Source organism: Streptomyces sp. NPDC002577 (assembly GCF_053594815.1).
Genome location: NZ_JBSFWK010000009.1, coordinates 115,744 through 138,126 on the forward strand (window position 1 = coordinate 115,744; position 22,383 = coordinate 138,126).

19 protein-coding genes are annotated in these 22,383 nt (G+C 71.2%); 11 read left to right on the forward strand and 8 right to left on the reverse strand.

Features of this window, described 5'->3' with window-relative positions; all coding sequences use genetic code 11:
* Positions 1 to 29: 29 nt before the first annotated feature.
* From ACWD4J_RS15450 to ACWD4J_RS15470, 5 genes are all read right to left on the reverse strand, one after another.
* On the reverse strand, positions 30 to 989 hold the full coding sequence (locus tag ACWD4J_RS15450; RefSeq protein ID WP_451395867.1) for an alpha/beta fold hydrolase: 960 nt from the start codon (positions 987 to 989) through the stop codon (positions 30 to 32).
* Positions 986 to 1,492: a phage holin family protein gene (locus tag ACWD4J_RS15455; protein ID WP_451395868.1), complete on the reverse strand. Its 507-nt coding sequence runs from the start codon at positions 1,490 to 1,492 to the stop codon at positions 986 to 988. The genes ACWD4J_RS15450 and ACWD4J_RS15455 overlap by 4 nt, the downstream gene beginning before the upstream one ends.
* A gap of 90 nt (positions 1,493 to 1,582) precedes the next feature.
* On the reverse strand, positions 1,583 to 2,989 hold the full coding sequence (gene nhaA / locus ACWD4J_RS15460; protein WP_451395869.1) for a Na+/H+ antiporter NhaA: 1,407 nt from the start codon (positions 2,987 to 2,989) through the stop codon (positions 1,583 to 1,585).
* Between the two features lie 268 nt (positions 2,990 to 3,257).
* Complete coding sequence (acs, locus tag ACWD4J_RS15465) at positions 3,258 to 5,255, reverse strand: acetate--CoA ligase (RefSeq protein WP_451395870.1); 1,998 nt, start codon at positions 5,253 to 5,255, stop codon at positions 3,258 to 3,260.
* Positions 5,256 to 5,394: 139 nt separating this feature from the next.
* Entirely contained in the window at positions 5,395 to 7,917 is a 2,523-nt protein-coding gene (locus ACWD4J_RS15470; RefSeq protein ID WP_451395871.1) for a bifunctional SulP family inorganic anion transporter/carbonic anhydrase, read from the reverse strand.
* Positions 7,918 to 8,276: 359 nt separating this feature from the next.
* Between ACWD4J_RS15470 and ACWD4J_RS15475 the strand changes: the two genes are divergently transcribed.
* Entirely contained in the window at positions 8,277 to 9,650 is a 1,374-nt protein-coding gene (locus ACWD4J_RS15475; protein WP_451395872.1) for a hypothetical protein, read from the forward strand.
* Positions 9,651 to 9,725: 75 nt separating this feature from the next.
* On the opposite strand, the gene ACWD4J_RS15480 is transcribed toward ACWD4J_RS15475, so the two are convergent.
* Positions 9,726 to 10,727: an ATP-binding protein gene (locus ACWD4J_RS15480; protein ID WP_451395873.1), complete on the reverse strand. Its 1,002-nt coding sequence runs from the start codon at positions 10,725 to 10,727 to the stop codon at positions 9,726 to 9,728.
* A gap of 143 nt (positions 10,728 to 10,870) precedes the next feature.
* On the opposite strand from ACWD4J_RS15480, the gene ACWD4J_RS15485 reads away from it, so the two are divergent.
* Positions 10,871 to 11,695 carry an oxidoreductase gene (locus ACWD4J_RS15485; protein WP_451395874.1) on the forward strand — a complete coding sequence of 275 codons (825 nt, stop codon included), beginning with the start codon at positions 10,871 to 10,873 and terminating at the stop codon, positions 11,693 to 11,695.
* A 413-nt stretch (positions 11,696 to 12,108) separates the two neighbouring features.
* On the opposite strand, the gene ACWD4J_RS15490 is transcribed toward ACWD4J_RS15485, so the two are convergent.
* Complete coding sequence (locus ACWD4J_RS15490; protein ID WP_451395875.1) at positions 12,109 to 12,942, reverse strand: HAD family hydrolase; 834 nt, start codon at positions 12,940 to 12,942, stop codon at positions 12,109 to 12,111.
* Between the two features lie 553 nt (positions 12,943 to 13,495).
* Between ACWD4J_RS15490 and ssd the strand changes: the two genes are divergently transcribed.
* The 7 genes from ssd (at position 13,496) to ACWD4J_RS15525 (ending at position 18,695) form a co-directional block, all read left to right on the forward strand.
* Positions 13,496 to 14,611, forward strand: a complete 1,116-nt coding sequence (ssd, locus tag ACWD4J_RS15495) for a septum site-determining protein Ssd (protein WP_451395876.1) — start codon at positions 13,496 to 13,498, stop codon at positions 14,609 to 14,611.
* Positions 14,608 to 15,816 carry a TadA family conjugal transfer-associated ATPase gene (locus ACWD4J_RS15500; protein WP_451395877.1) on the forward strand — a complete coding sequence of 403 codons (1,209 nt, stop codon included), beginning with the start codon at positions 14,608 to 14,610 and terminating at the stop codon, positions 15,814 to 15,816. The genes ssd and ACWD4J_RS15500 overlap by 4 nt, the downstream gene beginning before the upstream one ends.
* Before the next feature lie 5 nt (positions 15,817 to 15,821).
* On the forward strand, positions 15,822 to 16,676 hold the full coding sequence (locus tag ACWD4J_RS15505; RefSeq protein ID WP_451395986.1) for a type II secretion system F family protein: 855 nt from the start codon (positions 15,822 to 15,824) through the stop codon (positions 16,674 to 16,676).
* Positions 16,673 to 17,455 (forward strand): type II secretion system F family protein, encoded by a 783-nt coding sequence (locus tag ACWD4J_RS15510; RefSeq protein ID WP_451395878.1) that lies wholly within the window; start codon positions 16,673 to 16,675, stop codon positions 17,453 to 17,455. The genes ACWD4J_RS15505 and ACWD4J_RS15510 overlap by 4 nt, the downstream gene beginning before the upstream one ends.
* Before the next feature lie 97 nt (positions 17,456 to 17,552).
* On the forward strand, positions 17,553 to 17,774 hold the full coding sequence (locus ACWD4J_RS15515) for a DUF4244 domain-containing protein (RefSeq protein ID WP_451395879.1): 222 nt from the start codon (positions 17,553 to 17,555) through the stop codon (positions 17,772 to 17,774).
* A gap of 91 nt (positions 17,775 to 17,865) precedes the next feature.
* Positions 17,866 to 18,252 carry a TadE family type IV pilus minor pilin gene (locus ACWD4J_RS15520; protein WP_451395880.1) on the forward strand — a complete coding sequence of 129 codons (387 nt, stop codon included), beginning with the start codon at positions 17,866 to 17,868 and terminating at the stop codon, positions 18,250 to 18,252.
* Positions 18,249 to 18,695, forward strand: a complete 447-nt coding sequence (locus ACWD4J_RS15525) for an Rv3654c family TadE-like protein (protein WP_451395881.1) — start codon at positions 18,249 to 18,251, stop codon at positions 18,693 to 18,695. The genes ACWD4J_RS15520 and ACWD4J_RS15525 overlap by 4 nt, the downstream gene beginning before the upstream one ends.
* Before the next feature lie 9 nt (positions 18,696 to 18,704).
* Here the strand turns inward: ACWD4J_RS15525 and ACWD4J_RS15530 are convergent, their stop codons facing one another.
* Complete coding sequence (locus tag ACWD4J_RS15530; RefSeq protein ID WP_451395882.1) at positions 18,705 to 21,041, reverse strand: DEAD/DEAH box helicase; 2,337 nt, start codon at positions 21,039 to 21,041, stop codon at positions 18,705 to 18,707.
* Positions 21,042 to 21,328: 287 nt separating this feature from the next.
* On the opposite strand from ACWD4J_RS15530, the gene bldG reads away from it, so the two are divergent.
* Both bldG and ACWD4J_RS15540 read left to right on the forward strand, forming a co-directional pair.
* Entirely contained in the window at positions 21,329 to 21,670 is a 342-nt protein-coding gene (gene bldG, locus ACWD4J_RS15535; RefSeq protein ID WP_010986038.1) for an anti-sigma factor antagonist BldG, read from the forward strand.
* Positions 21,671 to 21,769: 99 nt separating this feature from the next.
* Entirely contained in the window at positions 21,770 to 22,207 is a 438-nt protein-coding gene (locus ACWD4J_RS15540) for an ATP-binding protein (RefSeq protein ID WP_451395883.1), read from the forward strand.
* Positions 22,208 to 22,383 lie beyond the last annotated feature (176 nt).

A 22,383-nucleotide genomic window follows, 5' to 3' on the forward strand; every position in this document is an offset into this window, starting at 1 on the left:
GCCGCTGGAAGAAGCCCGGCACAGGCCCGTCAGCGATCCGGTTCGGGATCCTTCAGCCAGTTGACCAGCTCGGCAGAGAACGCAACCGGGTCCTCTTCATGCGGGAAGTGCCCCAGCCCGTCGAACAGCCGCCAGCGGTACGGGGCTTCCACGTACTCGCCCGAACCCGCGGCGCTGCGCGTACGCATCACCGGATCGAGGGAGCCGTGCAGATGCAGCGTCGGCACCCGCACGGGCCGCTTCATACGGCGGTTGAACTGGATGCCGTCGGGCCGCGCCATGGAGCGGACCATCCACCGGTACGGCTCGATCGAGCAGTGCGCCGTCGAGGGAATGCACATCGCCCGCTGGTACGTCTCGATCGCCTCGTCCTCCGGGGGCCGCGGCCCCGACCACTCCCGGATGAGCCGGCCCGTCAGCGCGCCGCCGTCGGCGACCAGCTGACGCTCGGGAATCCACGGCCGCTGGAAGCCCCAGATGTAGGAGCCCGCGGCGGTCTGCCGGAAGTCGGAGAGCATCGCCGAGCGCCAGCGCCGCGGATGCGGCATCGAGGAGACGGCGAGCCGGCGCACCAGCTTGGGGCGCATCACGGCCGCCGTCCACGCCAGATAGCCGCCGAGGTCGTGACCGACCAGCGCCGCGTCGGGCTCGCCGAGGGACCGTACGACACCCGTGATGTCGAGTGCGAGGTTCGCGGGGTCGTAGCCGCGCGGCGTGCGGTCGCTGCCGCCCACGCCGCGCAGGTCCATCGCGACCGCGCGGAAGCCCGCGTCGGCGAGCGCGACCATCTGGTGCCGCCAGGTCCACCAGAACTGCGGGAAGCCGTGCAGCAGCAGGACCAGTGGCCCGTCGCCCAGTTCGGCGATGTGGAAGCGCGCGCCGTTGGCGGCGACGTCCCGGTGCGTCACCTTCTGCGGGCCGGGGATGTCGATGCGTACGGCTGAAGCAGGCTGCGCCGAACGGGCCGAGGGGGCGGAGGGGTCCGTCATGAGGACGAGCGTGCCACAGCCTCGGCCTTGCCGCCGACGCCTTCCGGCAGGCCGAGCCGGGCGGAGGCGGTAACCGCGGCACGGGGATGCGGCTTGGCCTTCTGCAGGACCGCGGCCGTCTCCTTGGCGGAGGCCACGGCCTTCTGCGGCCCGCCGCCCTTCTTGGCCTTCTTCGCGAACACCACGCCGATCAGCGCCAGCAACCCGGCCACCAGCACGTTCGCGGCGAAGGACAGCAGGAAGCAGACCGACAGATGCCAGTGGCTCCACGCGTTGATGCCGTACGCCAGGGCGAAGCTCAGCATGGGCAGGGAGAAGATCAGTACCGCACCCGCCGCCGCGAACGCTCCGCCGCCCACCGCACCGCGCTTGACGTCCTGGCGCAGCTGGGCCTTGGCCAGCGCGATCTCGTCGTGCACCAGTGCGGACATCTCGCTGGTCGCCGAGGCGAACAGCTGGCCGATGCTGCGTTCGGCGCCGACAGGGCCGTCGGATGCGGTCATCGCGGTCTCCCTCTTCTCTTCTGCGGGTTCTGACACCTGGGGTCCCCCGGCGGTGGCCGGGGGAGTGCGTACTGCCCCTCTGATGTCAGATCATGCCGGACGGTCGTCCTGGCCGCCTGCCCCGGACGCCGCTTCCGCACGCCTGCGGTGCTCGGCGGCCTTCTCCTCGTAGATCCGGGCCATGCGCAGGTGGTACTCGGGGTCGTCCAGCTCGTAGACGTCGGGGATGCCGTCGAGGTCCTCGTCGCGCTCCTCGTCCTCGCACAGCTTGCGGTACTTGGCGTTGCGGATCTTCAGCAGTACGCCGGAGACGAGAGCCGCTATGACGGAGCCCGTGAGGACGGCCGCCTTGACCACGTCGGACAGCACCGGGTCATCGGCGAAGGCGAGCTCGTCGATCAGCAGCGAGACGGTGAAGCCGATGCCCGCGAGGGACGCCAGCGCGAAGACGTCGGGCCATACGAGGTCCTCGCTGAGCGAAGCCCTGGTGAACCGGGCCGTCAGCCAGGTGCCGCCGAAGATGCCCACCGCCTTGCCCACGACCAGCCCCAGCACCACACCCAGCGCCTCGGGCCGCGTGAAGACCGCGCCGAGGGCCCCGCCGGAGACCGCCACACCGGCGCTGAGCAGCGCGAACAGCGGCACGGCGAGGCCCGCGGAGAGGGGGCGTACGAGGTGCTCGATGCGCTCGCCGGGGGCCTGCTGCTCACCCTCGCGGCGCGTGCAGCGCAGCATCAGACCCATGGCGACACCCGCGATGGTGGCGTGGACGCCGCTGTTGTACATCAGCCCCCAGATGACCAGCGCGAGCGGCACGTAGACGTACCAGCCCCGGACGCCCTTGCGCAGCAGCAGCCAGAACACGGCGAGGCCGGCGACGGCGCTGCCGAGTGCCGCGAAGTTCAGGTGGCTGGTGAAGAACACGGCGATGATCAGGATCGCGAAGAGATCGTCGACGACGGCCAGCGTCAGCAGGAAGGCGCGCAGCGCGGACGGCAGCGAGGTGCCGATGACCGCGAGGACGGCGAGCGCGAAGGCGATGTCGGTCGCCATCGGCACGGCCCACCCTTGGAGTGAACCTCCGCCGACCGTGTTGACCAGCGTGTAGACGAGCGCGGGTACGGCCATACCGCAGATCGCCGCGACGACCGGGAGCACCGCCGCCTTGGGGTCGCGCAGATCACCGGCGACGAGTTCCCGCTTGAGCTCGATTCCGGCGACGAAGAAGAAGACCGCGAGCAGCCCGTCGGCGGCCCAGTGCTGGACGGAGAGGTCCAGGCCGAGTGCGGCGGGCCCGACATGGAAGTCGCGCACGGCCTCGTAGCTGCCGTGGAGCGGGGTGTTCGCCCAGATCAGCGCTGCGACAGCGGCGACGAGCAGGAGGACGCCGCCGAGCGTTTCGGCGCGCAGGGCGTCCGCGACGTAGTTCCGCTCCGGGAGGGACAGGCGGCCCAGTACCTTGCGGGTCTTCGGGGGTGCGGGTGCGGGCGCGGCCACGGGTGGGACCTCCTGGGCGTGTTCGGCAAAACGGTTCGCTGTACTGCGTTGCCGACCAGACTTCCCGGCGCACCCTGACACGATCATTGCGCGATCGTTTACGCGTTCCTGACGCGAGAACCACCCTACCGGGTGGCCGCGGGGCCTACCTGATGATCTTCATGTGACGTGCGCTGACGTGCGATGACATGTGCTGACGTGCGGTGACGTGCGAGAAGGGCACCCGGCGTGCTGCCGGATGCCCTTCTCGGTGCATAGCCGTCCGGTGTCAGTCCTCGCTCGGCGCAGCCGGAAGCTTCGACTGGATGAGGTCCATGACGGACGAGTCAGTCAGCGTCGTGACGTCTCCCAGCTGCCTGTTCTCGGCGACATCGCGCAGCAGCCGCCGCATGATCTTGCCGGAGCGTGTCTTCGGCAGCTCGGCGACCGGCAGGATCCGCTTCGGCTTGGCGATCGGCCCGAGCGTGGAGCCGACGTGGTTGCGCAGCTCACCGACCAGGTCGGCCGACTCCGCGGCCGTACCCCGCAGGATCACGAAGGCGACGATGGCCTGGCCGGTCGTCTCGTCCGCCGCGCCCACGACCGCCGCCTCGGCGACCGACGGGTGCGAGACCAGCGCCGACTCGACCTCGGTGGTCGAGATGTTGTGGCCGGACACCAGCATCACGTCGTCGACCCGGCCGAGCAGCCAGATGTCGCCGTCCTCGTCCTTCTTCGCGCCGTCGCCCGCGAAGTACTTGCCCTCGAAGCGGGACCAGTAGGTGTCGATGAACCGCTGGTCGTCGCCCCAGATGGTGCGCAGCATCGAAGGCCACGGCTCGGTCAGGACGAGGTAGCCGCCTCCGCCGTTGGGCACCTCGCTCGCCTCGTCGTCGACGACGGTCGCGGAGATGCCGGGCAGCGGGGTCTGGGCGGACCCGGGCTTGGTCTCGGTGACGCCGGGCAGCGGCGAGATCATCATCGCGCCGGTCTCGGTCTGCCACCACGTGTCCACGATCGGGCACGTGTCGGCGCCGATGTGCTTGCGGTACCAGATCCACGCCTCCGGGTTGATCGGCTCACCGACCGACCCCAGGATGCGCAGGCTGGACAGGTCGAACTTGGCGGGGATGTCGTCGCCCCACTTCATGAACGTACGGATCGCGGTCGGCGCCGTGTACAGGATGGTCACCCCGTACTTCTGCACGATCTCCCAGAAGCGTCCCTGGTGCGGGGTGTCGGGCGTGCCCTCGTACATGACCTGCGTCGCGCCGTTCGCCAGCGGTCCGTACACGATGTACGAGTGGCCGGTGACCCAGCCGACGTCGGCGGTGCACCAGTAGACGTCCGTCTCGGGCTTGAGGTCGAACACCGCGTGGTGCGTGTACGCGGCCTGTGTGAGGTAGCCGCCGGAGGTGTGCAGGATGCCCTTCGGCTTACCCGTCGTACCGGACGTGTACAGGATGAACAGCGGGTGCTCGGCGTCGAAGGCCTCCGGGGTGTGCTCGGCCGGCTGCTGCTCGACCAGCTCGTGCCACCACACGTCGCGGCCTGAAGTCCAGGCGACGTCCTGCCCGGTGCGCCGTACGACCAGGACGTGCTCGACGCGGTCCACGCGCGCGACGGCCTCGTCCACGGCGGGCTTGAGCGCGGCCGGCTTGCCGCGTCGGTAGCCGCCGTCGGAGGTGATGACGACCTTGGCGTCGGCATCTTCGATACGGGTGGCCAGCGCGTCGGCCGAGAAGCCGCCGAAGACGACCGAGTGCGCGGCGCCGACCCGGGCGCAGGCCAGCATGGCGATCGCGGTCTCCGGGATCATCGGCATGTAGACGGCGACGCGGTCGCCCTTCTGCACACCGAGCGAGGTCAGGGCGTTCGCGGCCTTCGAGACCTCGTCCTTCAGCTCGGCATAGGTGATGGCCCGGCTGTCGCCCGGCTCGCCCTCGAAGTGGATCGCGACGCGGTCGCCGAGGCCCGCCTCGACATGGCGGTCCACGCAGTTGTACGCGACGTTCAGCTTGCCGTCCGCGAACCACTTGGCGAACGGCGGATTCGACCAGTCCAGCGTCTCGGCCGGCTCGACGGCCCAGGTCAGCCGGCGCGCCTGCTCGGCCCAGAACCCGAGCCGGTCAGCCTTGGCCTGTTCATACGCCTCCGCGGTGACGTTGGCGTGCGCGGCCAGGTCGGCGGGCGGCGCGAACCTCCGCTCCTCCTTGAGCAGGTTGGCCAGGCTTTCGTTGCTCACGACATCTCCCTTTCCCAGGGTGTCCGTTGTGTCCCAGGCCATAGCTCATCAGGCCGAAGCCATGGGTGCAAGGGTCTGCAGCCAAATTGGTTTAGACCTTTACGTGAGTATGGCCCCGTGTGCGGGCACACCTCGGGGTACACGGGGTCATACCTACTCACGGATGGGAAGGGGGAGAGGTTCAGGCGTGCGAGTCCTGCAGGGACACCTCGCCTACCTGGTCGAAGACCATGCCGTCGGGTGCGCTGCCGGAGAGCAGATACGCCTGCGCCTCGCCCACATGGAAGTACATGCCGTGGAGCTCGAGCGTCCCGTCCGCGAGCCGCCGAGCCACCGACTCGTGCGCCCGCAGATGCTCCAACTGCTGCACCACATTGGTCAGACAGAGCTTCTCGACGTCATCGGCCGGCTCTCGTGCCGCCAGCCGCGCCCAGGGCCGCTCGGCGTCCGCCAGGCGCCGAAGGCTGGGCAGCCCGTGCCGCAGCCAGCGCCTGAGGGGTGTCTGAGCACTGTCAGGCGGGGCGGGGCGGGCGCCCGTGGGCTGATGCCCGGCCTCCCCGTCGGACTGCCCGTGCCCGGCGGATCCGGCGGACCCGGCGGACTGCAGAAGGGCCTGCATCGCACCGCATCCGGAGTGCCCGCACACGGTGATCGACTGCACTTCGAGGACGTCCACGGCGTACTCGATGGCTGCCGCGACCGAGTCGTCACCGCTCTCCTCGCCCGGCAGCGGCACCAGGTTGCCCACGTTGCGTACGACGAACAGGTCGCCCGGACCGCTGGAGGTGATCATCGAGGTGACGAGCCGGGAGTCGGCGCAGGTCAGAAACAGCTGGGTGGGCCGCTGGCCTTCGCGCGCCAGCCGGGCGAGCTCACCACGGACCAGTGGAGCGGTGTTGCGCTGGAACGCGCTGATCCCGCTGGCGAGTTGGTGACCGCTGGGCAGGCCGTCCTCCTGTGCGGGCCGGGGCCGGTCGCAGTGGTGGTTGCGCCACGGCGTCCACGGGCGGCAGCACGAGTGCGAGGCGATCGTGGGCTCCATGAGCCGTCCCCAGGCACGCGCCTTCTCCGCCACTCTCGACCTCCTTCTGGCGTGGGGATCCCGGGAGTCCTGCTGAGCGGCCTTGCCGCCTTGTGCCGAGTCGCCTTGATGGGCAGGGGAGGCCGCGATCCCCGCGCGGCCGGCCATCTCGACCGATCCGCCGTGTGCCCGGTGGGAGTCCTGCCAGTCCTGCAGCGATTCGTACGCCGCGTGGTCCATGAACGAGCCGTCCAGCTCGACCACGACATGCGCACCCTGGGGTACGTGGTGCAGGGCCCGGCTGAGCCTGGGCACGGCGAGGAACGTCAGCTGCCCGCGTACCCGGACGTGGTGGGTGCCGTAGGCGTCCTCCTCGTGGGTGATGCGGGTGTGGGCCAGCCGGTGCAGGGCGACGGCGACCGCGACGGCGATGCCGATTCCCACGCCCTCCAGTACGCCGAGGAACACCACGCCCACCGTGGTCACCGCGTAGACCAGCACCTCGCGGTGGCGGGTGACCGTACGGATGTGGGTGATGCTGACCATCTGGACGCCGACCGCCATGACCAGCGCGGCCAGTGCGGCCAGCGGGATCAGGTCGAGCACCGGCACGAGAAGGAGCGCTGCCACCACGACCCACAGTCCGTGCAGCATGGCGGAGTTGCGGCTGACGGCGCCCGCCTGGACGTTCGCCGCGCTGCGCACCGCGACGCCGGTGACGGGCAGGCCGCCGAGCGCTCCCGAGACGATGTTGGCGGTGCCCTGGCCGCGCAGCTCCCGGTCGAGGTCCGCCCGCGGCACGCGGGGCCCCTTGCGTGTTGCGGCCAGCTTGTCCACGGCGACGGCTGACAGCAGCGACTCGACGCTCCCGACGAGTGTGACGGTCAGCACGGCGGCCGCGATGCCCAGCACGGGTCCGTCGGGCAGCTGCGGCAGCGCATGGCTCGACCAGGAGGGCAGATCCACCCTGGGCAGTCGCAGCCCGGCCAGTGCCGCCACGGCCGTGGCCAGCGCGACCGCCGCGAGGGCGGCGGGGATCTTCCGGGCCGCGCGCCCTGCCCGCCCGGGAATCCGGGGCCAGGCCAGCAGCACGGCCAGGGTCAGCAGGCTCACCGAGAGCGCCGCCGGATGCAGCCGGGCCAACTGGCCCGGCAGTGCGACCAGGTTGTCGACCACGGAGCTCTGCGGGGTGCTGCCGAGCACGACGTGCAGCTGGGCGAGGGCGATGGTGACGCCGATGCCGGCCAGCATGCCGTGCACGATGGCGGGGCTGACGGCGAGCGCGGAGCGCGCCACCCGGAGCAGGGCCAGGCCGAGTTGGGCGAGGCCGGCGAGGACGGTGATGGCGCAGGTCGTACGCCATCCGTAGCGATGGATGATCTCGGCGGTCACCACGGTGAGCCCGGCGGCCGGACCGCTCACCTGGAGCGGTGCGCCGCCGAACCGGCCTACCACGAGGCCGCCCACCGCGGCGGCGACGAGGCCTGCCTGGAGCGGTGCTCCGGTGGCGAGAGCGATGCCCAGCGACAGCGGCAGGGCGATCAGGAAGACGGCCACCGAGGCGGACAGGTCGGCGCCGCTGATCCGGAACCTTCCGTGCCGGCCCGGGGGCGGGCTGTGGGGTCCATGGGCGTCGGTCGTGAGTGATGAGTCGTCGGTGCGAGTGGGGACGCAGGCTGACATCTTTTCCCGTCTCCTCCGGGGCGGCGCGGTCGCGGAACTGGGGGCCCGGCCATTGCCGGGTGGGTCGCGGCCGTGGGTCACGGCGTTGCAGCGGCGGGATTTCTCAATTCTTGGTAAACGAACCGTAATGCAGCGTAAAGACTGGTGCCCAATAATCGGGTCAAAAGGGTCACTTTTTCATCCCGGCGAGTGAACGTGCCCCCATTTCGGCTTGTCGGACTAGTTCTTCCGCGGCCTCATGCGACGTTGGGCGCGCCGTTGACATTCCCGGCAAAACGCCTCGATCGGCGAACCGGCCCGGATCGATGCGTGTCTTCGAATCGACGCACTGCCCCGACCCGAAGGAAGAAGGTGGGCGGATGACGGCCGTCACCGTGAGGATCGCTGCGGGGATCACGACCGCCGCAGCCTGTGCCGCAGCCCTCGCGGGCTGCTCCGGCGACGCCACCGGCGCCAAGGAGGGCACGAGGGAGGGTGCCAAGGGGCGGAAGGGGCCCGTGGCACCCGCTCCGGCTCCGGCCCCGAAGAGCGCGGTGCGCCTGATCGGTGACGGTTCGACCGCGTACACCGGGGTGCAGCCGCATCTGGCGAAGCCGCAACGCCTGAGGTCCGGCCAGAAACCGCCGCAGTTCGTGGTGTTCTCGTGGGACGGTGCGGGAGAGGACAGCCAGAAGCTGTTCTCGTACTTCCGCAAGGTGGCCAAGAAGAACAACGCCACCATGACGTACTTCCTCAGCGGCGTGTACATGCTCCCCGAGGAGAAGGCCGACCTCTACCGGCCGCCGCACCACTCGCCCGGCCGCTCGGACATCGGCTTCAACGACCGCGGGGGCATCAAGGCGACCGTGGAGCAGCTCCGCGGGGCCTGGCTCGAGGGCAACGAGATCGGCACGCACTTCAACGGCCACTTCTGCGGCAGCGGAGGGGGCGTCGGCGAGTGGTCGGTGGAGGACTGGAAGGACGAGATCCGGCAGGCCAAGTCCTTCGTGAAGTCCTGGAAGACGAACGCGGGCCTGAGGGCGACGGCGCCGCTGCCCTTCGACTACGACAAGGAGCTCATCGGTGCCCGCACACCCTGCCTGGAGGGCAGGGAGAACTTCCGCCGGGCGGCCCGCGAGCTCGGCTTCCGCTACGACACCAGCGGCGTCGACAACCAGGTCTGGCCCGAGCGCAAGGGCGGCCTCTGGGACCTGTCGATGCAGCTCGTACCGGTGCCGGGACGGTCCTTCGAGACGCTGACCATGGACTACAACTTCATGGTCAACCAGTCCGGCACCGCCACCCAGGGTGACCCGTCGATGCGTGAGTACTGGGGCAACCAGATGCGCGACGGCCTGCTGCGGGGCTTCGACCGCGCCTACCACGGCAACCGCGCGCCACTGATCATCGGCAACCACTTCGAGTCCTGGAACGGCGGCACCTATATGCGGGCCATCGAGCAGACCGTCCAGCGGGTGTGCAACAAGCCGGACGTGCGCTGCGTCTCCTTCCGGCAGCTCGCCGACTGGCTCGACGCCCAGGACCCGGCCGTCCTCGGCAAGCTGCGCCGCCTGGACGTCGGCGAGGCCCCGAAGGCGGGCTGGGCCGCCTATCTCGCCGCCGCGCCCTCGCCGGCCCCGAAGGGGGCCCCGGGCTCTTCGGCGTCCGGGGCTCCGGCATCAGGGGCTCCGGTGCCCAGGGCTTCGGCATCCGGGGTTTCAGCGTCCGGGGCTTCGACGCCCAGGCAAGGCTAGGGACGTCCCCGGGACGGGACGCTCAGGGATCGCTCGGGCCGGTGCCGTAACGCGCGGGCCTGGGCGATCCGGCGCTCAGGCCGGCTGAGGGGCACCGACCTGCGAGCCGTCGAGGCTCTCCCGCAGCACGAAACCGGGGTCCACCTGCGCGGCCAGATCTGCTCCCGTCCGCGCGTTGCCCCAGCTCTGCGCGTTCTTCAGGTGGAAGTGCACCATCTGGCGCGTGTAGCGGTCCCAGTCACGAACGTCGTACGTCGCGTCGGCTGCGGCCCGAAGTGCCTGCAGGGCACGGTGGTTGGCGTCCTCCAGGAGTGCGAACCGGGGCGGGCGGCCCTTCTCCATGGCGCGCACCCAGTCCGATTGCCCGACCGTCACGAGCAGGTCCTCTCCCACCTCCGCTCGCAGGAAGTCGATGTCGTCCTGCCCCTGCACCTTGTTGCCGACGACCTTCAGCGCGACGCCGAAGTCCCGTGCGTACTCCTTGTACTGGCGGTAGACGGACACCCCCTTACGGGTCGGCTCGGCCACCAGGAAGGTCATGTCGAAGCGGGTGAACATGCCGGACGCGAAGGAGTCCGAGCCTGCCGTCATGTCGACGACCACGTACTCGCCGCGGCCGTCCACGAGATGGTTCAGGCACAGCTCCACCGCGCCCGTCTTCGAGTGGTAGCAGGCGACACCGAGGTCGGCTTCCGTGAAGGGGCCGGTGACCATCAAACGGACGGCGGCGTCGTCGAGTTCCACCGGGCGGGCGCACGCCTCGTAGACCGGATTGTTCTCGCACACCCGCAGCAGCCGGGAGCCGGCGCCGGGCGGCGTCGTCTTGATCATCGTCTCGGCGGAGGAGATCCGCGGGTTGATGCCGCGCAGATAGTCCTTGATGAGCGGCAGTCGGTCGCCCATCGCGGGCAGCGCGGCGGCCTCCAGCTCGTCCAGACCGAGCGCGGGGCCCAGGTGCTGGTTGATGTCCGCGTCGACGGCGAGCACCGGAGCGCCGGTGGCGGCGAGGTGACGGATGAAGAGGGAGGACAGCGTGGTCTTGCCGCTGCCGCCCTTACCCACGAAAGCGATCTTCATGTTCGCCAAGCGTAATGGTGCGATCTCGGAGCGTGGCAACTCGACGGCCGCAAGACCACTCCTTTGTGGCCGGTTACGAGTGTGGTGAGAAGCTCATCGGAGCAGTGATGGCGGGAGATCGCCCGGCGCGTAGGGTCGTACTCATGAGTACGACAGGGGCGTCCGCCGACCCGCTCGTGGCCCTGGGCGCGCTGCCCGGTGTCGCCGAGTCCGTGGAATCGGTGCGCAAGGCGGTGGACCGGGTCTACGGCCACAGGATCATGCGCCGCCGCAGCAACGAGATCACGTCCGAGGCCGCGCTGCGCGGAGCACGCGGATCGGCCGCGCTGTCCGGCGCGGACTGGGCACTCGAAGAGGTGCGTCGGCGCACCGACTTCAGCGGCGACGAGGAGGCGCGTACCGTCGGCGCGGCCCTGCGGCTGACCGCTGAGGCGGGCCAACTGCTCTCCATCTGGCGGCAGTCGCCGCTGCGCGTGCTGGCCCGCCTCCACCTCGTGGCGGCCGCCGGCCGGTCCGACGAGGTCGGGCGGCCCCGGCGGGACGGTGAACCGGTCGACGAACCGCTGACCGATCTTCCGCTGCCGGACGCGGAGGAGGTGGCAGGCCGTCTGGAGGGCCTGTCGCAGCTGATCATCGCGGGCAGCCAGGCCCCGGCGCTGGTGACCGCGGCCGTGGTGCACGGTGAACTGCTGGCCCTGCGCCCCTTCGGCTCCCACAACGGGCTGGTCGCGCGCGCCGCCGAGCGCATCGTGCTGATCGGCAGCGGCCTCGACCCGAAGTCGATCTGCCCGGCCGAGGTCGGGCATGCGGAACAGGGCCGGGCCGCCTACGTGGCAGCCCTCGAGGGCTATGTGTCCGGTACGGCAGAGGGGGTGGCCGCCTGGATCGCGCACTGCGGGCGCGCGGTCGAGCTGGGGGTCAGGGAGTCGACGGCGGTCTGCGAGGCGCTCCAGCGCGGAGCGGCCTGAGGCCGACGGGCCGGCTGGACCAGCGGACAGGGCTGCGGCGGTACGAGGATTCGTACCGCCGCTGGCATGTCCACCCGGTTACCATGCGTCCTCTGTATCTGCCCATCAGGCCGGGGACTGTGCCCGTTGCCTGGTGCGGCTGGCCCGTAATCGACGGGTCGACGTCGCGTGGGTGCCCGGTGTTCATACATCGGTCCGTGGGCCTTGGGTTGCGTTACAAGTGATCCTTCCGGATATGCCTTGGTCTCGCGGGCCGTTGAGTCCTTTGTACTCCAGGGCCGAGGGCAAGCGGAAGTAGTCGCTACACTTCTTTACTTTCGGGTTCAAACAACGGTAATTCGGACACCTCGGGTGGCGTCTGTGCTGGTGGGGGCCGGTCCGAGCCGCTGAGGCGGCCGGGACGGACCGGGTGGTCAGGCCGTCGCCGTGCGGCGCCGGCTCGCGTACCAGACCAGGCCCGCGGTGGCGGCTGCGGCGCCGACGGCGGCCATCGCGGCAAGGGCGGGGCGCGGGGGCACCTTGAACGAGGGGATCCGCTGCTTGAGCCGGACGGGCCGGTGGAAGTCGAGAATCGGCCACTGGCGCGCCATGGCCTCACGGCGCAGTGCGCGGTCGGGGTTGACCGCATAAGGATGACCGACGGACTCCAGCATGGGCACGTCGGTCATCGAGTCGCTGTACGCATAACATCGCGCGAGGTCGTACCCCTCGGATGCCGCCAGCTCCTTTATCGCCTCCGCCTTGGTGGGCCCGTACGCGTAATACTCCACCTCGCCCGTGAAGCAGCCGTCCTCGCCGACGACCATCCGCGTCGCCACGACACGGTCCGCCCCGAGCAGCTCGCCGATGGGCTCGACGACCTCGGCACCCGAGGTGGAGACGATCACGACGTCGCGGCCGACGGTGTGGTGCTCCTCGATGAGCGAGGCGGCCTCGTCATAGATGAGCGGGTCGATCAGGTCGTGCAGGGTCTCGGCGACGATCTCCTTCACCTGCTGCACGTTCCACCCGCGGCACAGCGCCGACAGGTACTCGCGCATACGCTCCATCTGATCGTGGTCTGCCCCGCCCGCCAGGAAGACGAACTGGGCGTACGCGGTGCGCAGTACGGCCCGGCGGTTGATCAGTCCGCCTTGGTAGAAGGACTTGCTGAAGGTGAGCGTGCTGGACTTCGCAATGACCGTCTTGTCCAGGTCGAAGAAGGCCGCAGTGCGGGGTGACGAGTGGTTTTCCACGAGCCAGAGCATAGGCGCCCACCATTCGGCGTAAGGTGTGGCGCGTGGGTTTGCCTGAGAGGGCTCTCGGGTACACCATGGAAGTCACGGATCGTTCGCGACCGTGCTAACCCGGTCCGACTCCTCCCCCCCCGAGTCGGCCGTGGGGACGACCCCCGCTCTCCCCCCCGGCGGGGGTCGTCGCATGTCCGGACGGGTTTCGTCCTCTCTTCTCCGCTCATCGGGCCCTCCCTGCGGCGTCATTGATGGTGCGATCCGACTGCCTCAACTGGTCACTCTGCGTAGTGGTTGCGTTCCTCTCCGGAAGTTCCGGCGATGTCACCGGTATGGGTGAGAGGGATATTCACAACCGCTGGGTTGTCCACAGTTATTGACCAAGATCCACACGATTTCCGGGATCGCTGCACGGTGATTCCGCTCGTCCCGCTCGCGGAGTTCATGGCCGGCTCGGTTTCGCCGGTTCACTCGGCCGTCCCGTCACTTCTCTTCGGTGAATTGGCGGCCGGTCCTCCGCGGCCACGGGTTCACGGGCGCATGACGTGTACAGCGAGAGGGGCTGGGGATCGTGGCGGGAGCCATCGCATACGACCGGTCGCCGGCCGCCGATGGGCGGCAGGGCGCACCGCTGATCGTCACGGAGGACGTGGAGCTGCTCGACGACCTGCTGCGGCTGTGTGCCGCGGCCGGGGCGAGACCGGAGGTGCACCACGGGGTGCCCGAGCAGCGGGGCGGCTGGGAAGCGGCGCCGCTCGTGCTGGTCGGGGACGATGCCGCTGTACGGGTGCGGGGTGCCGCGCGCAGACGCGGCGTGGTGCTGGTCGGCCATGACCAGGACGATCCGGACGTGTGGCAGCGGGCCGTGGAGATCGGCGCCGACCATGTGCTGCGGCTGCCCGACGGTGAGCAGTGGCTGGTGGACCGGATCGCCGACGTCGCGGAGGGCGCGGGACGGCCCGCGCTCACGGTCGGGGTGATCGGCGGGCGCGGAGGCGCGGGGGCTTCCACGCTCGCATGCGCGCTCGCGGTGACGTCGGCACGCGAGGGGCGCCGCACCCTGCTCGTGGACGCGGATCCGCTGGGCGGTGGCCTCGACGTACTGCTGGGTGGTGAGAGCGCCGACGGGCTGCGCTGGCCTGCGTTCGCCGAGTCCCGCGGGAGAGTCGGGGGCGCAGCCCTGGAGGAGTCGCTGCCCGAGCTGCATGCGTTGCGCGTCCTCAGCTGGGACAGGGGCGATTCGGTGGTCGTTCCGCCGGAGGCCGTGCGGGCGGTGCTCGCCGCTGCCCGCCGGCGGGGCGGTTCGGTCGTCGTGGACCTGCCGCGCCGGGTGGACGAGGGGATCGCCGAGGTCCTCGCCCAGCTGGACCTGGGGCTGCTGGTGGTGCCTCCGGAGCTGCGTGCGGTGGCCGCGGCGAGACGGGTCGCGTCGGTGCTGGGCATGGTGCTGCAGGACCTGCGGGTCGTGGTGGGCGCCGCGCACGGCACCGGAGGACTCGGCGGGCTTCCCGCGGAGGAGGTGGCGCGGCTCCTGGCGCTGCCCCTTGCGGGAGAACTGCCGGTGGAGCCCGGGCTGTTGGCGGCTCAGGCGGGCGGTGCGCCGCCCGGCGCGGCGGCGCGCGGTCCGCTGGCGCGGTTCTGCCGGGCTTTCTGGGAGCGGGTTCCCGCCGAAGGAGGGGGCGTATGAGCCGCCAGGCCGTCGCGCCCGCAGGCAGCTCCGGACAAGCGGGGCAGGCCGGAAGAGGCGCCGGGCTGCTGGACGGGGTGCGGCAGTGGCTCGCAGAGAGCGGATCCGACCCGACCCCGTCCCGGGTGGCCCAGGCGCTGAGGGAGCAGGGAAGGGTGCTCGGTGACGCCGAAGTGCTGGGCGCAGCAGAACAGTTGCGTTCCGAGCTGGTCGGCACGGGCCCTCTGGAGCCGCTGCTCGCCGACCCGCGAGTGACCGACGTCCTGGTCTCCGGGCCCGACCGGGTGTGGGTGGACCGCGGGGGCGGCCTGGAACTCACGGGGGTGTCGTTTCCGGACGCGGCGGCGGTACGGCGTCTTGCCCAGCGTCTGGCGGCGGTCGCCGGGCGGCGGCTCGACGACGCACGGCCGTGGGTGGACGCCCGGCTGCCCGACGGGACGCGCCTGCACGCGGTGCTGCCACCGGTCGCCGTCGGCTCGACCTGTCTGTCCCTCCGGGTCGTACGGCCGCGTGCCTTCACCCTGGACGAACTGGTGGGGGCGGGCACGGTGCCGCCCGGCGGAGCGGGCGTGTTGCGCGCGCTGCTCGATGCGAGGCTGTCGTTCCTGATCAGCGGCGGTACGGGTTCAGGCAAGACGACCCTGTTGAGCGCCCTGCTCGGGCTCGTCGGGCCGGGCCAGCGGATCGTGCTCGCCGAGGACTCCGCTGAACTGCGGCCCGACCATCCGCATGTGGTGCGCCTGGAGACCAGGCCCGCCAACCAGGAGGGTGCGGGGCTCGTCACGCTCGAGGACCTGGTGCGTCAGGCGCTGAGGATGCGCCCCGACCGGCTGGTGGTCGGCGAGGTGCGGGGTGCGGAGGTCGTCGATCTGCTTGCCGCGCTCAACACGGGTCATGAAGGGGGCTGCGGCACCGTCCACGCCAATGCGGCGGGCGATGTGCCGGCGCGCCTGGAGGCGCTGGGCACGGCGGCCGGTCTCGACCGGGCGGCGCTGCACAGCCAGTTGGCGGCCGCGCTGTCCGTGGTGCTCCACCTCGCCCGCGACCGCGACGGACGGCGGCGCATCGCGGAGGTCCACGTGCTGGAGCGGGAGGCCTCCGGGCTTGTCGTGACGGTGCCTGCGCTGCGCTGGGGCCCGGATGCCTTCCGGCGCGAGCGGGGCTGGCAGCGGCTGCAGGAACTGCTCGGGGGTGGTGCGCTGTGACGGGGATGGTGTCCGAAGCGCCGATGTGCGCGGCGATGGTGTGCGCGGGAGCGGCGGCCTGGCTGATGGGCGAGCGCGACCGGGCAGTGCGAAGGGCACGGCTGCTGCTGGCCGACGCCGGGACGGCTGGACCTGCCCGGCCGTCATGGGAGGAGGCGGCTGCCTGGTGCCGCGCGCGGCTGTGGCCCGAATGGTGGTGCCTGGTGGCCGGGGTGGTCGTCGCGGTCATGGGCGAGTCCTTGGTGCCGCTTCTCGTGGGTGCAGTGGGTGTGCCCCTGGCGCGGCGGGCGCGGCGGGCGAGAGCGGCACGGCGCCTGAGCGAGCGGCGGACCGATGAGGTGATCGCGCTGTGCGGCGCGCTCGCCGGAGAGGTGCGCGCGGGGCGGCAGCCCGCCGAGGCGCTGCTCGTCGCGGCCCGCGATTCGGGAGGTCTCGGCGGGGGCCGGGCAGCCGTGGTGGCGGCAGCCCGGTTCGGCGGGGATGTGCCGGGGGCGCTCGGCGAAGCGGCATCGGAGCCGGGCGCCGACGGCTTGCGTGGTCTCGCGGCGTGCTGGCGGGTCGCCGTGGACCGAGGCGCCGGGCTGGCCGCCGGACTGGAGCGGCTGGAGAACGCACTCCGCGCGGACCGTGACCAACGGGCCGATCTGCGCGCCCAGTTGGCGGGCGCCCGCTCGACGGCCGTACTGCTCGCGGCGCTCCCCCTCCTGGGCCTGTTTCTCGGCACGGCGTTGGGCGCCGATCCGCTGCGGGTGCTGCTGCACACGGGGCCGGGGCTCGGCTGTCTGCTCGTCGGCGGAGCGCTGGAGGGCGCCGGGCTGTGGTGGGCGCTGAGGATCGTACGAGGAGCGGAGGAGCGGTGAACGCTGTCCACAGGCTGGGGGCGGCGGTGAGCCTCGCAGGTGTCGCGCTGTGGCTGGTCCACGTACTGAGTTCCGGGCGGCGTGAACGGGCGGTGCGGCGACGGCTGGATGTGCTGCTGGGCGCGGCAGGCCGGAAGGCTCCTGCAAGGGGAGCGCGACTACGACATGCGGTACGGCGGTGGGCGCCGGTGGTCGGTGCTGTCTGCGCCGGATATGCGGTCGTGGGCGGTGTCGTGGGGTGCCTGGTCGGGGCGTTCGCCGGGTATGGCGCCGTGCGCTGGCGGCGGGCAGGCCGGACGGCTACGCCCCTCCCCGGCGTCGATCAGGATGCGGCGGCACGGCAACTCCCGCTCGCCGCAGATCTGCTGGCGGCATGCATCACCGCCGGCGCCGACCCGGTCGGCGCGGCGCAGGCAGTGGGCGGGTCGCTGGGCGGCCCCGTGGGTGAGCGGCTGGCGTGGGGTGCGGCCGAGGTGCGGCTCGGCGGCGAACCCGCGGAGGCATGGCGGCGGCTGGCCGCGATACCGGGGGCCGAGGCGCTGGCCCGGCTGCTGGAGCGGGCCGGAGATTCGGGCGCACCGGCGGCGGTACCGGTCGCACGGCTCGCCACGGAGGCCAGGGCCGAGTGGGGACGTACGGCCATGGCAAAGGCGCGCCGCGCCGGTGTGCTGATCACCGCGCCCGTCGGGTTGTGCTTCCTGCCCGCGTTCATCGCCGTCGGAGTCGTCCCGGTGCTGATCGGGCTCGCGGGTGGCGTGCTGGGCGGGGGTGGTGGCTGAGGGGGGGTGCGTGCGGCCGGTCTCCGGCCTGGGAACGCGGGCCCGTCGAGCAGGGCCCGCAGGTACTGAAGTCCTTGAGAACTTTCTGGGGGTTGGGATGTGTGAAGTGATGTGGGCACGCGCGCGTGGCCTGTCGCGCAAGGTTCGTACGGCGTCCGAGGTGCTGCGGAGGGACGAGGGGATGGTCACCTCCGAGTATGCGATGGGGCTGATCGCGGCGGTGGGGTTCGCCTCGTTGCTCTACAAAGTGCTGACGAGTGGTCAGGTGATGGCCGCGCTGCAGGGCATCGTGGACAAGGCGCTCGATGTCCAGTTCTGAGGCGACGCGGGACGTGGATCGGCAGCAGGGGGATGCGGCCGGAGGCGAGATGTGTCCGGCGGCGGACGAGCTGCGACCGGGTGGGGTGGGCATGAGGGTGCCCGCTGTGAGCCGACCGGTCCGGCGGTGCCGGGACGAGGGGTTCGCGACGGCCGAGGCTGCGGTCGTGCTCCCCGCTCTGGTGCTGTTCGCGATGGGACTGGTGTGGGCGCTGCTGGCGGCGTCCGCCCAGATCCAGTGTGTGGACGCCGCGCGGGCCGGGGCCCGCGCGGCGGCCCGTCAGGATCCCGAGGGGGTCGCTGTGGCGGCGGCGGAGCAGGCCGCACCGGATGGGGCACGGGTCACCGTGCGGCGGGACGGCGGCCTGGTCCGGGTCGAGGTGACGGCGGACTCACCAGGTCCGGATGTGCTGTCCCTGCGCCTGAGGCACGAGGCCGTTGCGCTGGCGGAGGAGACGGTGGGGGTGACGGGCGGATGAGGCATTCCAGTAGGTGGCTCTGCCGGGCCAGGCGCCGGTGGAAACGGCTCGCCTGGACAAGGCGCGGGTCATCGGCCCGCACGTCGGACCGGGGATCCGCCACCGTCTGGGTCGTCGGCGCGATCGCGGTGCTGTGCCTGGTGTTCGGCGCCGTGCTGACCATGGGGCAGGCCGTGATCGCTCGTCACGAGGCGGGGAGTGCCGCAGACCTGGCGGCGCTCGCTGCGGCGGACCACTGGATGGAGGGGGCTGCGCACGCGTGTGCCCGGGCGGAACGGGTGGCCCGGGCGCAGGGCGCCCGGCTCGCGCGGTGCGCTGTGTCCGGCGAGATCTCCGACGTCACGGCGGCGGCCGGCCTCGGACCTTGGACGGCACAGGTCAGGTCGCGGGCGGGGCCGGCGGGTCCTGTCGCTCCGGGACCAGGTCCGGGACCAGGTCCGTAAAGCTGGTACTCAGGCCTCGGTGGACTCCGCGCTCACCGGTGGACGGGGCGCCTCGCATTCCGCAGGACCGGGTGCCTCATCCGCGGGAGCTCCTTGAAGCAGCACCGTCAGGAGGCGTACGGCTCCGCGCTTGTGCAGGGGATCGTTGCCGTTGCCGCACTTCGGGGACTGGATGCAGGACGGGCAGCCCGCTTCGCACTCGCAGGAGGCGATGGCCTGGCGGGTGGCGGCGAGCCACTCCCGGGCGGTGTGGAAGGCCCGCTCCGCGAAGCCGGCGCCACCAGGGTGGCCGTCGTACACGAAGACGGTGGGCAGCAGGGTGTCCGGGTGCAGCGGGATGGAGACGCCGCCGATGTCCCAGCGGTCGCAGGTCGCGAAGAGCGGCAGCATGCCGATCGACGCGTGCTCCGCGGCGTGCAGGGCACCGCCCAGCTGTTCCGGGTTGACCCGTGCGGCGTCCAGCTGGTCCTCGGTGACCGTCCACCACACGGCGCGCGTGCGGAGCGTACGAGGGGGGAGGTCGAGTCTGGTCTCGCCCAGCACCTCGCCCGTGATGAGTTTGCGGCGCAGAAAGGAGACGACCTGGTTGGTGACTTCGACGGATCCGTAGCACAGACGGGCCTCGCCCCACGGGACCTCGACGTCGGTCTCCAGGACGGAGATGGACGTGGTGTCGCGGGCCACGGTCGAATACGGCGGATCGGCCTCCTCGACCAGGGCGACCGAGTCCTCCAGGTCCAGGTGCCGCACCAGGTACGTGCGGCCCTGGTGGAGGTGGACCGCGCCCTCGTGCACGGTGGCGTGCGCCGCGGAGGCGTCGACGGTGCCGAGCAGGCGGCCGGTCGCGGCCTCCACGACCTGCACCGGCCGGCCGCCTTCGCCGCGGATGTCGGCCAGGTCCGCGGCGCGTTCCCTGCGGGTCCAGTGCCAGGCCTTGGCACGGCGGCGCAGCAGTTTCGCGGCCTCCAGCTGCGGCAGCAGCCCGGCGGTGGCCGGGCCGAAGAGGGGCAGGTCGTCGTCCGTGAGCGGTAGCTCGGCGGCCGCGGCGCACAAATGCGGCGCGAGGACGTACGGGTTGTCCGGGTCGAGGACCGTGGACTCCACCGGCTGCTGGAACAGGGCCTCCGGATGGTGGACGAGATACGTGTCCAGCGGGTCATCCCGGGCGACCAGCACGGCCAGGGCGCCCTGCCCGGAGCGACCGGCGCGGCCCGCCTGCTGCCACAGCGAGGCCCGGGTCCCCGGATAGCCGGCGATGACGACGGCGTCCAGACCGGACACGTCGACACCGAGCTCGAGGGCGGTGGTGGCGGCCAGACCGAGGAGTTCACCCGAGTGCAGGGCGCGCTCCAGGGCGCGGCGCTCCTCCGGCAGGTAGCCGCCTCGGTAGGCCGCGACCCGCTGGGCGAGCGGCCGGTCGCCCAGCGCCTCGGTCGCTGACGCCACTGCCGCCAGCCGCTCCTGGGCGATCACGGAGATCAGTTCGGCCCCCCTGCGCGACCGTACGAAGGCGACCGTGCGCACGCCCTGCACGACGAGGTCGGTCAGCAGGTCGGCGGTCTCGGCGGTGGCCGTGCGCCGCACGGGCGCGCCCTTCTCGCCGTGGAGCTCGGTGAGCGGTGGCTCCCAGAGGGCGAAGACGAGTTCGCCGCGGGGCGATGCGTCGTCGGAGACCTCGCGTACGGGCAGTCCGGTCAGGCGCTGGGCGGCGACGGAGGGTTCGGCGGCGGTGGCGGAGGCCATGAGGAAGACGGGTTCGGAGCCGTAGCGGGCGCAGACGCGGCGCAGCCGCCGCAGCACCTGGGCGACGTGGGAGCCGAAGACGCCCCGGTAGGTGTGGCATTCGTCGATGACGACATAGCGCAGGGCGCGCAGGAAGGAGGACCAGCGCGGGTGGGACGGGAGTATTCCGCGGTGCAGCATGTCGGGGTTGGTCAGCACGTAGTTGGCGTACTGACGCACCCATTCGCGTTCCTCGACGGGGGTGTCGCCGTCGTAGGCCGCGGGCCGTACGGCGCCCCCGAGGGGTCGCGCGAGATCCTTCACGGCCCGGCACTGGTCGGCTGCGAGCGCCTTGGTGGGAGCGAGGTAGAGGGCGGTCGCGCCCCGCCCGTTGGGCGCGTCGGAGCCGTCGAGGAGGGTGCTGAGGACCGGTACGAGATAGGCGAGGGACTTGCCGGAGGCGGTGCCGGTGGAGACGACGACGCACTCGCGGTCCAGGGCGTACTCCGCGGCGAGTGCCTGATGGGACCAGGGGTGCTCGATCCCAGCTGCCTGCACGGCCGCGATGACCTCGGGGCGGACACGGTCCGGCCAGACGGCATGGCGGCCCGCTCTCGGGGGCAAGTGCTCCGTATGAGTGATACGGGAAGCCCGGCTCGGGCCCGAGGCGAGCCGGTCCAGGACAGCGTCGGAGGAGGGGCGCAACGTGGTGTCCCCCGTGCGTCGATCGGATCGGTGATTCTTGGCCATCGGCATCGAGTGTGTCACTGGGGTGACGGACAATGGCCTAAGGCGTCGTGCACGCCTGCCGGTAAGTGATTGAATGCCATCGCGGCTGGCGATCCGTCCCGGGGGCTCAAGCCGAGGTGTCCCAAGGGGCGACCGCTCGATAGCAAGGTGCTGGAGGATCCGTGGACCTGTCCCTGTCGACCCGTACCGTCGGCGATCGTACGGTCGTCGAGGTCGGTGGCGAAATCGATGTATATACCGCGCCCAAGCTGCGCGAGCAGCTGGTCGAGCTGGTGAACGACGGCAATTTTCACCTCGTCGTCGACATGGAGGGCGTGGACTTCCTCGACTCCACCGGGCTCGGCGTGTTGGTGGGCGGACTGAAGCGGGTGCGCGCCCATGAGGGCTCGCTGCGCCTCGTCTGCAACCAGGAGCGCATTCTGAAGATCTTCCGGATCACCGGTCTGACGAAGGTGTTCCCGATCCACACCTCGGTCGAGGAAGCTGTCGCGGCCACCGACTGAGCCGGTATCCCGGGCCTGGCCCGGGGTGCACAAGAAGGGGGACCGGGCCTTAGGCGGCCCGGTCTTCCGAGAGCACGCCCATACGTCCGAGGGGGATGCATGGCCACCGTTGAACTCCGCTTCAGCGCGCTGCCCGAGCATGTCAGGACCGCCCGACTGGTGGCGGCAGCAGTGGCGCGCAGGGCTGGGGTGGACGAGGCCGTTCTCGACGAGGTCAGGCTCGCCGTCGGCGAGGCCTGTACGCGGGCGGTCGGGCTTCACCAGAGCGGAGGTGTCACCGCGCCCGTGAGGGTGCTGCTGACCGAGGAGGAGAAGCAGTTCTCCATCGAGGTCGGTGACGAGGTGCCCCACACCTCCACCTCGCACGGGGTGCCCGGCGAGGACGGTGCGGCAGCCGACGAGCCGGAATTGGAAGAGGACGAGATGGGCCTCGCCGTCATCAGTGGCCTCGTGGACGACGTCGAGGTGAGCGCTGACGAGCACGGTGGCCTCATCCGGATGAGCTGGCCGACCGCGTCCGCGACCGTACTGCCGTGATCGTCACCGGTGATCGCTTGAAGCCGGTCGCCGCCCCCGGGTGAGGGGCGCGTTCTGATCGTTTTTCTTTTTGGGCCCTGTTGAGCAGGGCCTTTTTTCATTTCTCTAGATCATTGGTCTCGCGTCAACGCTTTCAGGGCATTACTCCGTTTGGATGCCGTCGGCATTGATGGATC

Coding starts and splice junctions, on each gene's coding strand:
- ACWD4J_RS15450 (WP_451395867.1), bottom strand. CDS start 989: ATGACGGACCCCTCCGCCCCCTCGGCCCGTTCGGCGCAGCCTGCTTCA.
- ACWD4J_RS15455 (WP_451395868.1), bottom strand. CDS start 1,492: ATGACCGCATCCGACGGCCCTGTCGGCGCCGAACGCAGCATCGGCCAG.
- acs (WP_451395870.1), bottom strand. CDS start 5,255: ATGGCCTGGGACACAACGGACACCCTGGGAAAGGGAGATGTCGTGAGC.
- ACWD4J_RS15470 (WP_451395871.1), bottom strand. CDS start 7,917: ATGTCAGCCTGCGTCCCCACTCGCACCGACGACTCATCACTCACGACC.
- ACWD4J_RS15475 (WP_451395872.1), top strand. CDS start 8,277: ATGACGGCCGTCACCGTGAGGATCGCTGCGGGGATCACGACCGCCGCA.
- ACWD4J_RS15480 (WP_451395873.1), bottom strand. CDS start 10,727: ATGAAGATCGCTTTCGTGGGTAAGGGCGGCAGCGGCAAGACCACGCTG.
- ACWD4J_RS15485 (WP_451395874.1), top strand. CDS start 10,871: ATGAGTACGACAGGGGCGTCCGCCGACCCGCTCGTGGCCCTGGGCGCG.
- ACWD4J_RS15490 (WP_451395875.1), bottom strand. CDS start 12,942: ATGCTCTGGCTCGTGGAAAACCACTCGTCACCCCGCACTGCGGCCTTC.
- ACWD4J_RS15500 (WP_451395877.1), top strand. CDS start 14,608: ATGAGCCGCCAGGCCGTCGCGCCCGCAGGCAGCTCCGGACAAGCGGGG.
- ACWD4J_RS15505 (WP_451395986.1), top strand. CDS start 15,822: ATGGTGTCCGAAGCGCCGATGTGCGCGGCGATGGTGTGCGCGGGAGCG.
- ACWD4J_RS15515 (WP_451395879.1), top strand. CDS start 17,553: ATGTGTGAAGTGATGTGGGCACGCGCGCGTGGCCTGTCGCGCAAGGTT.
- ACWD4J_RS15520 (WP_451395880.1), top strand. CDS start 17,866: ATGAGGGTGCCCGCTGTGAGCCGACCGGTCCGGCGGTGCCGGGACGAG.
- ACWD4J_RS15525 (WP_451395881.1), top strand. CDS start 18,249: ATGAGGCATTCCAGTAGGTGGCTCTGCCGGGCCAGGCGCCGGTGGAAA.
- ACWD4J_RS15540 (WP_451395883.1), top strand. CDS start 21,770: ATGGCCACCGTTGAACTCCGCTTCAGCGCGCTGCCCGAGCATGTCAGG.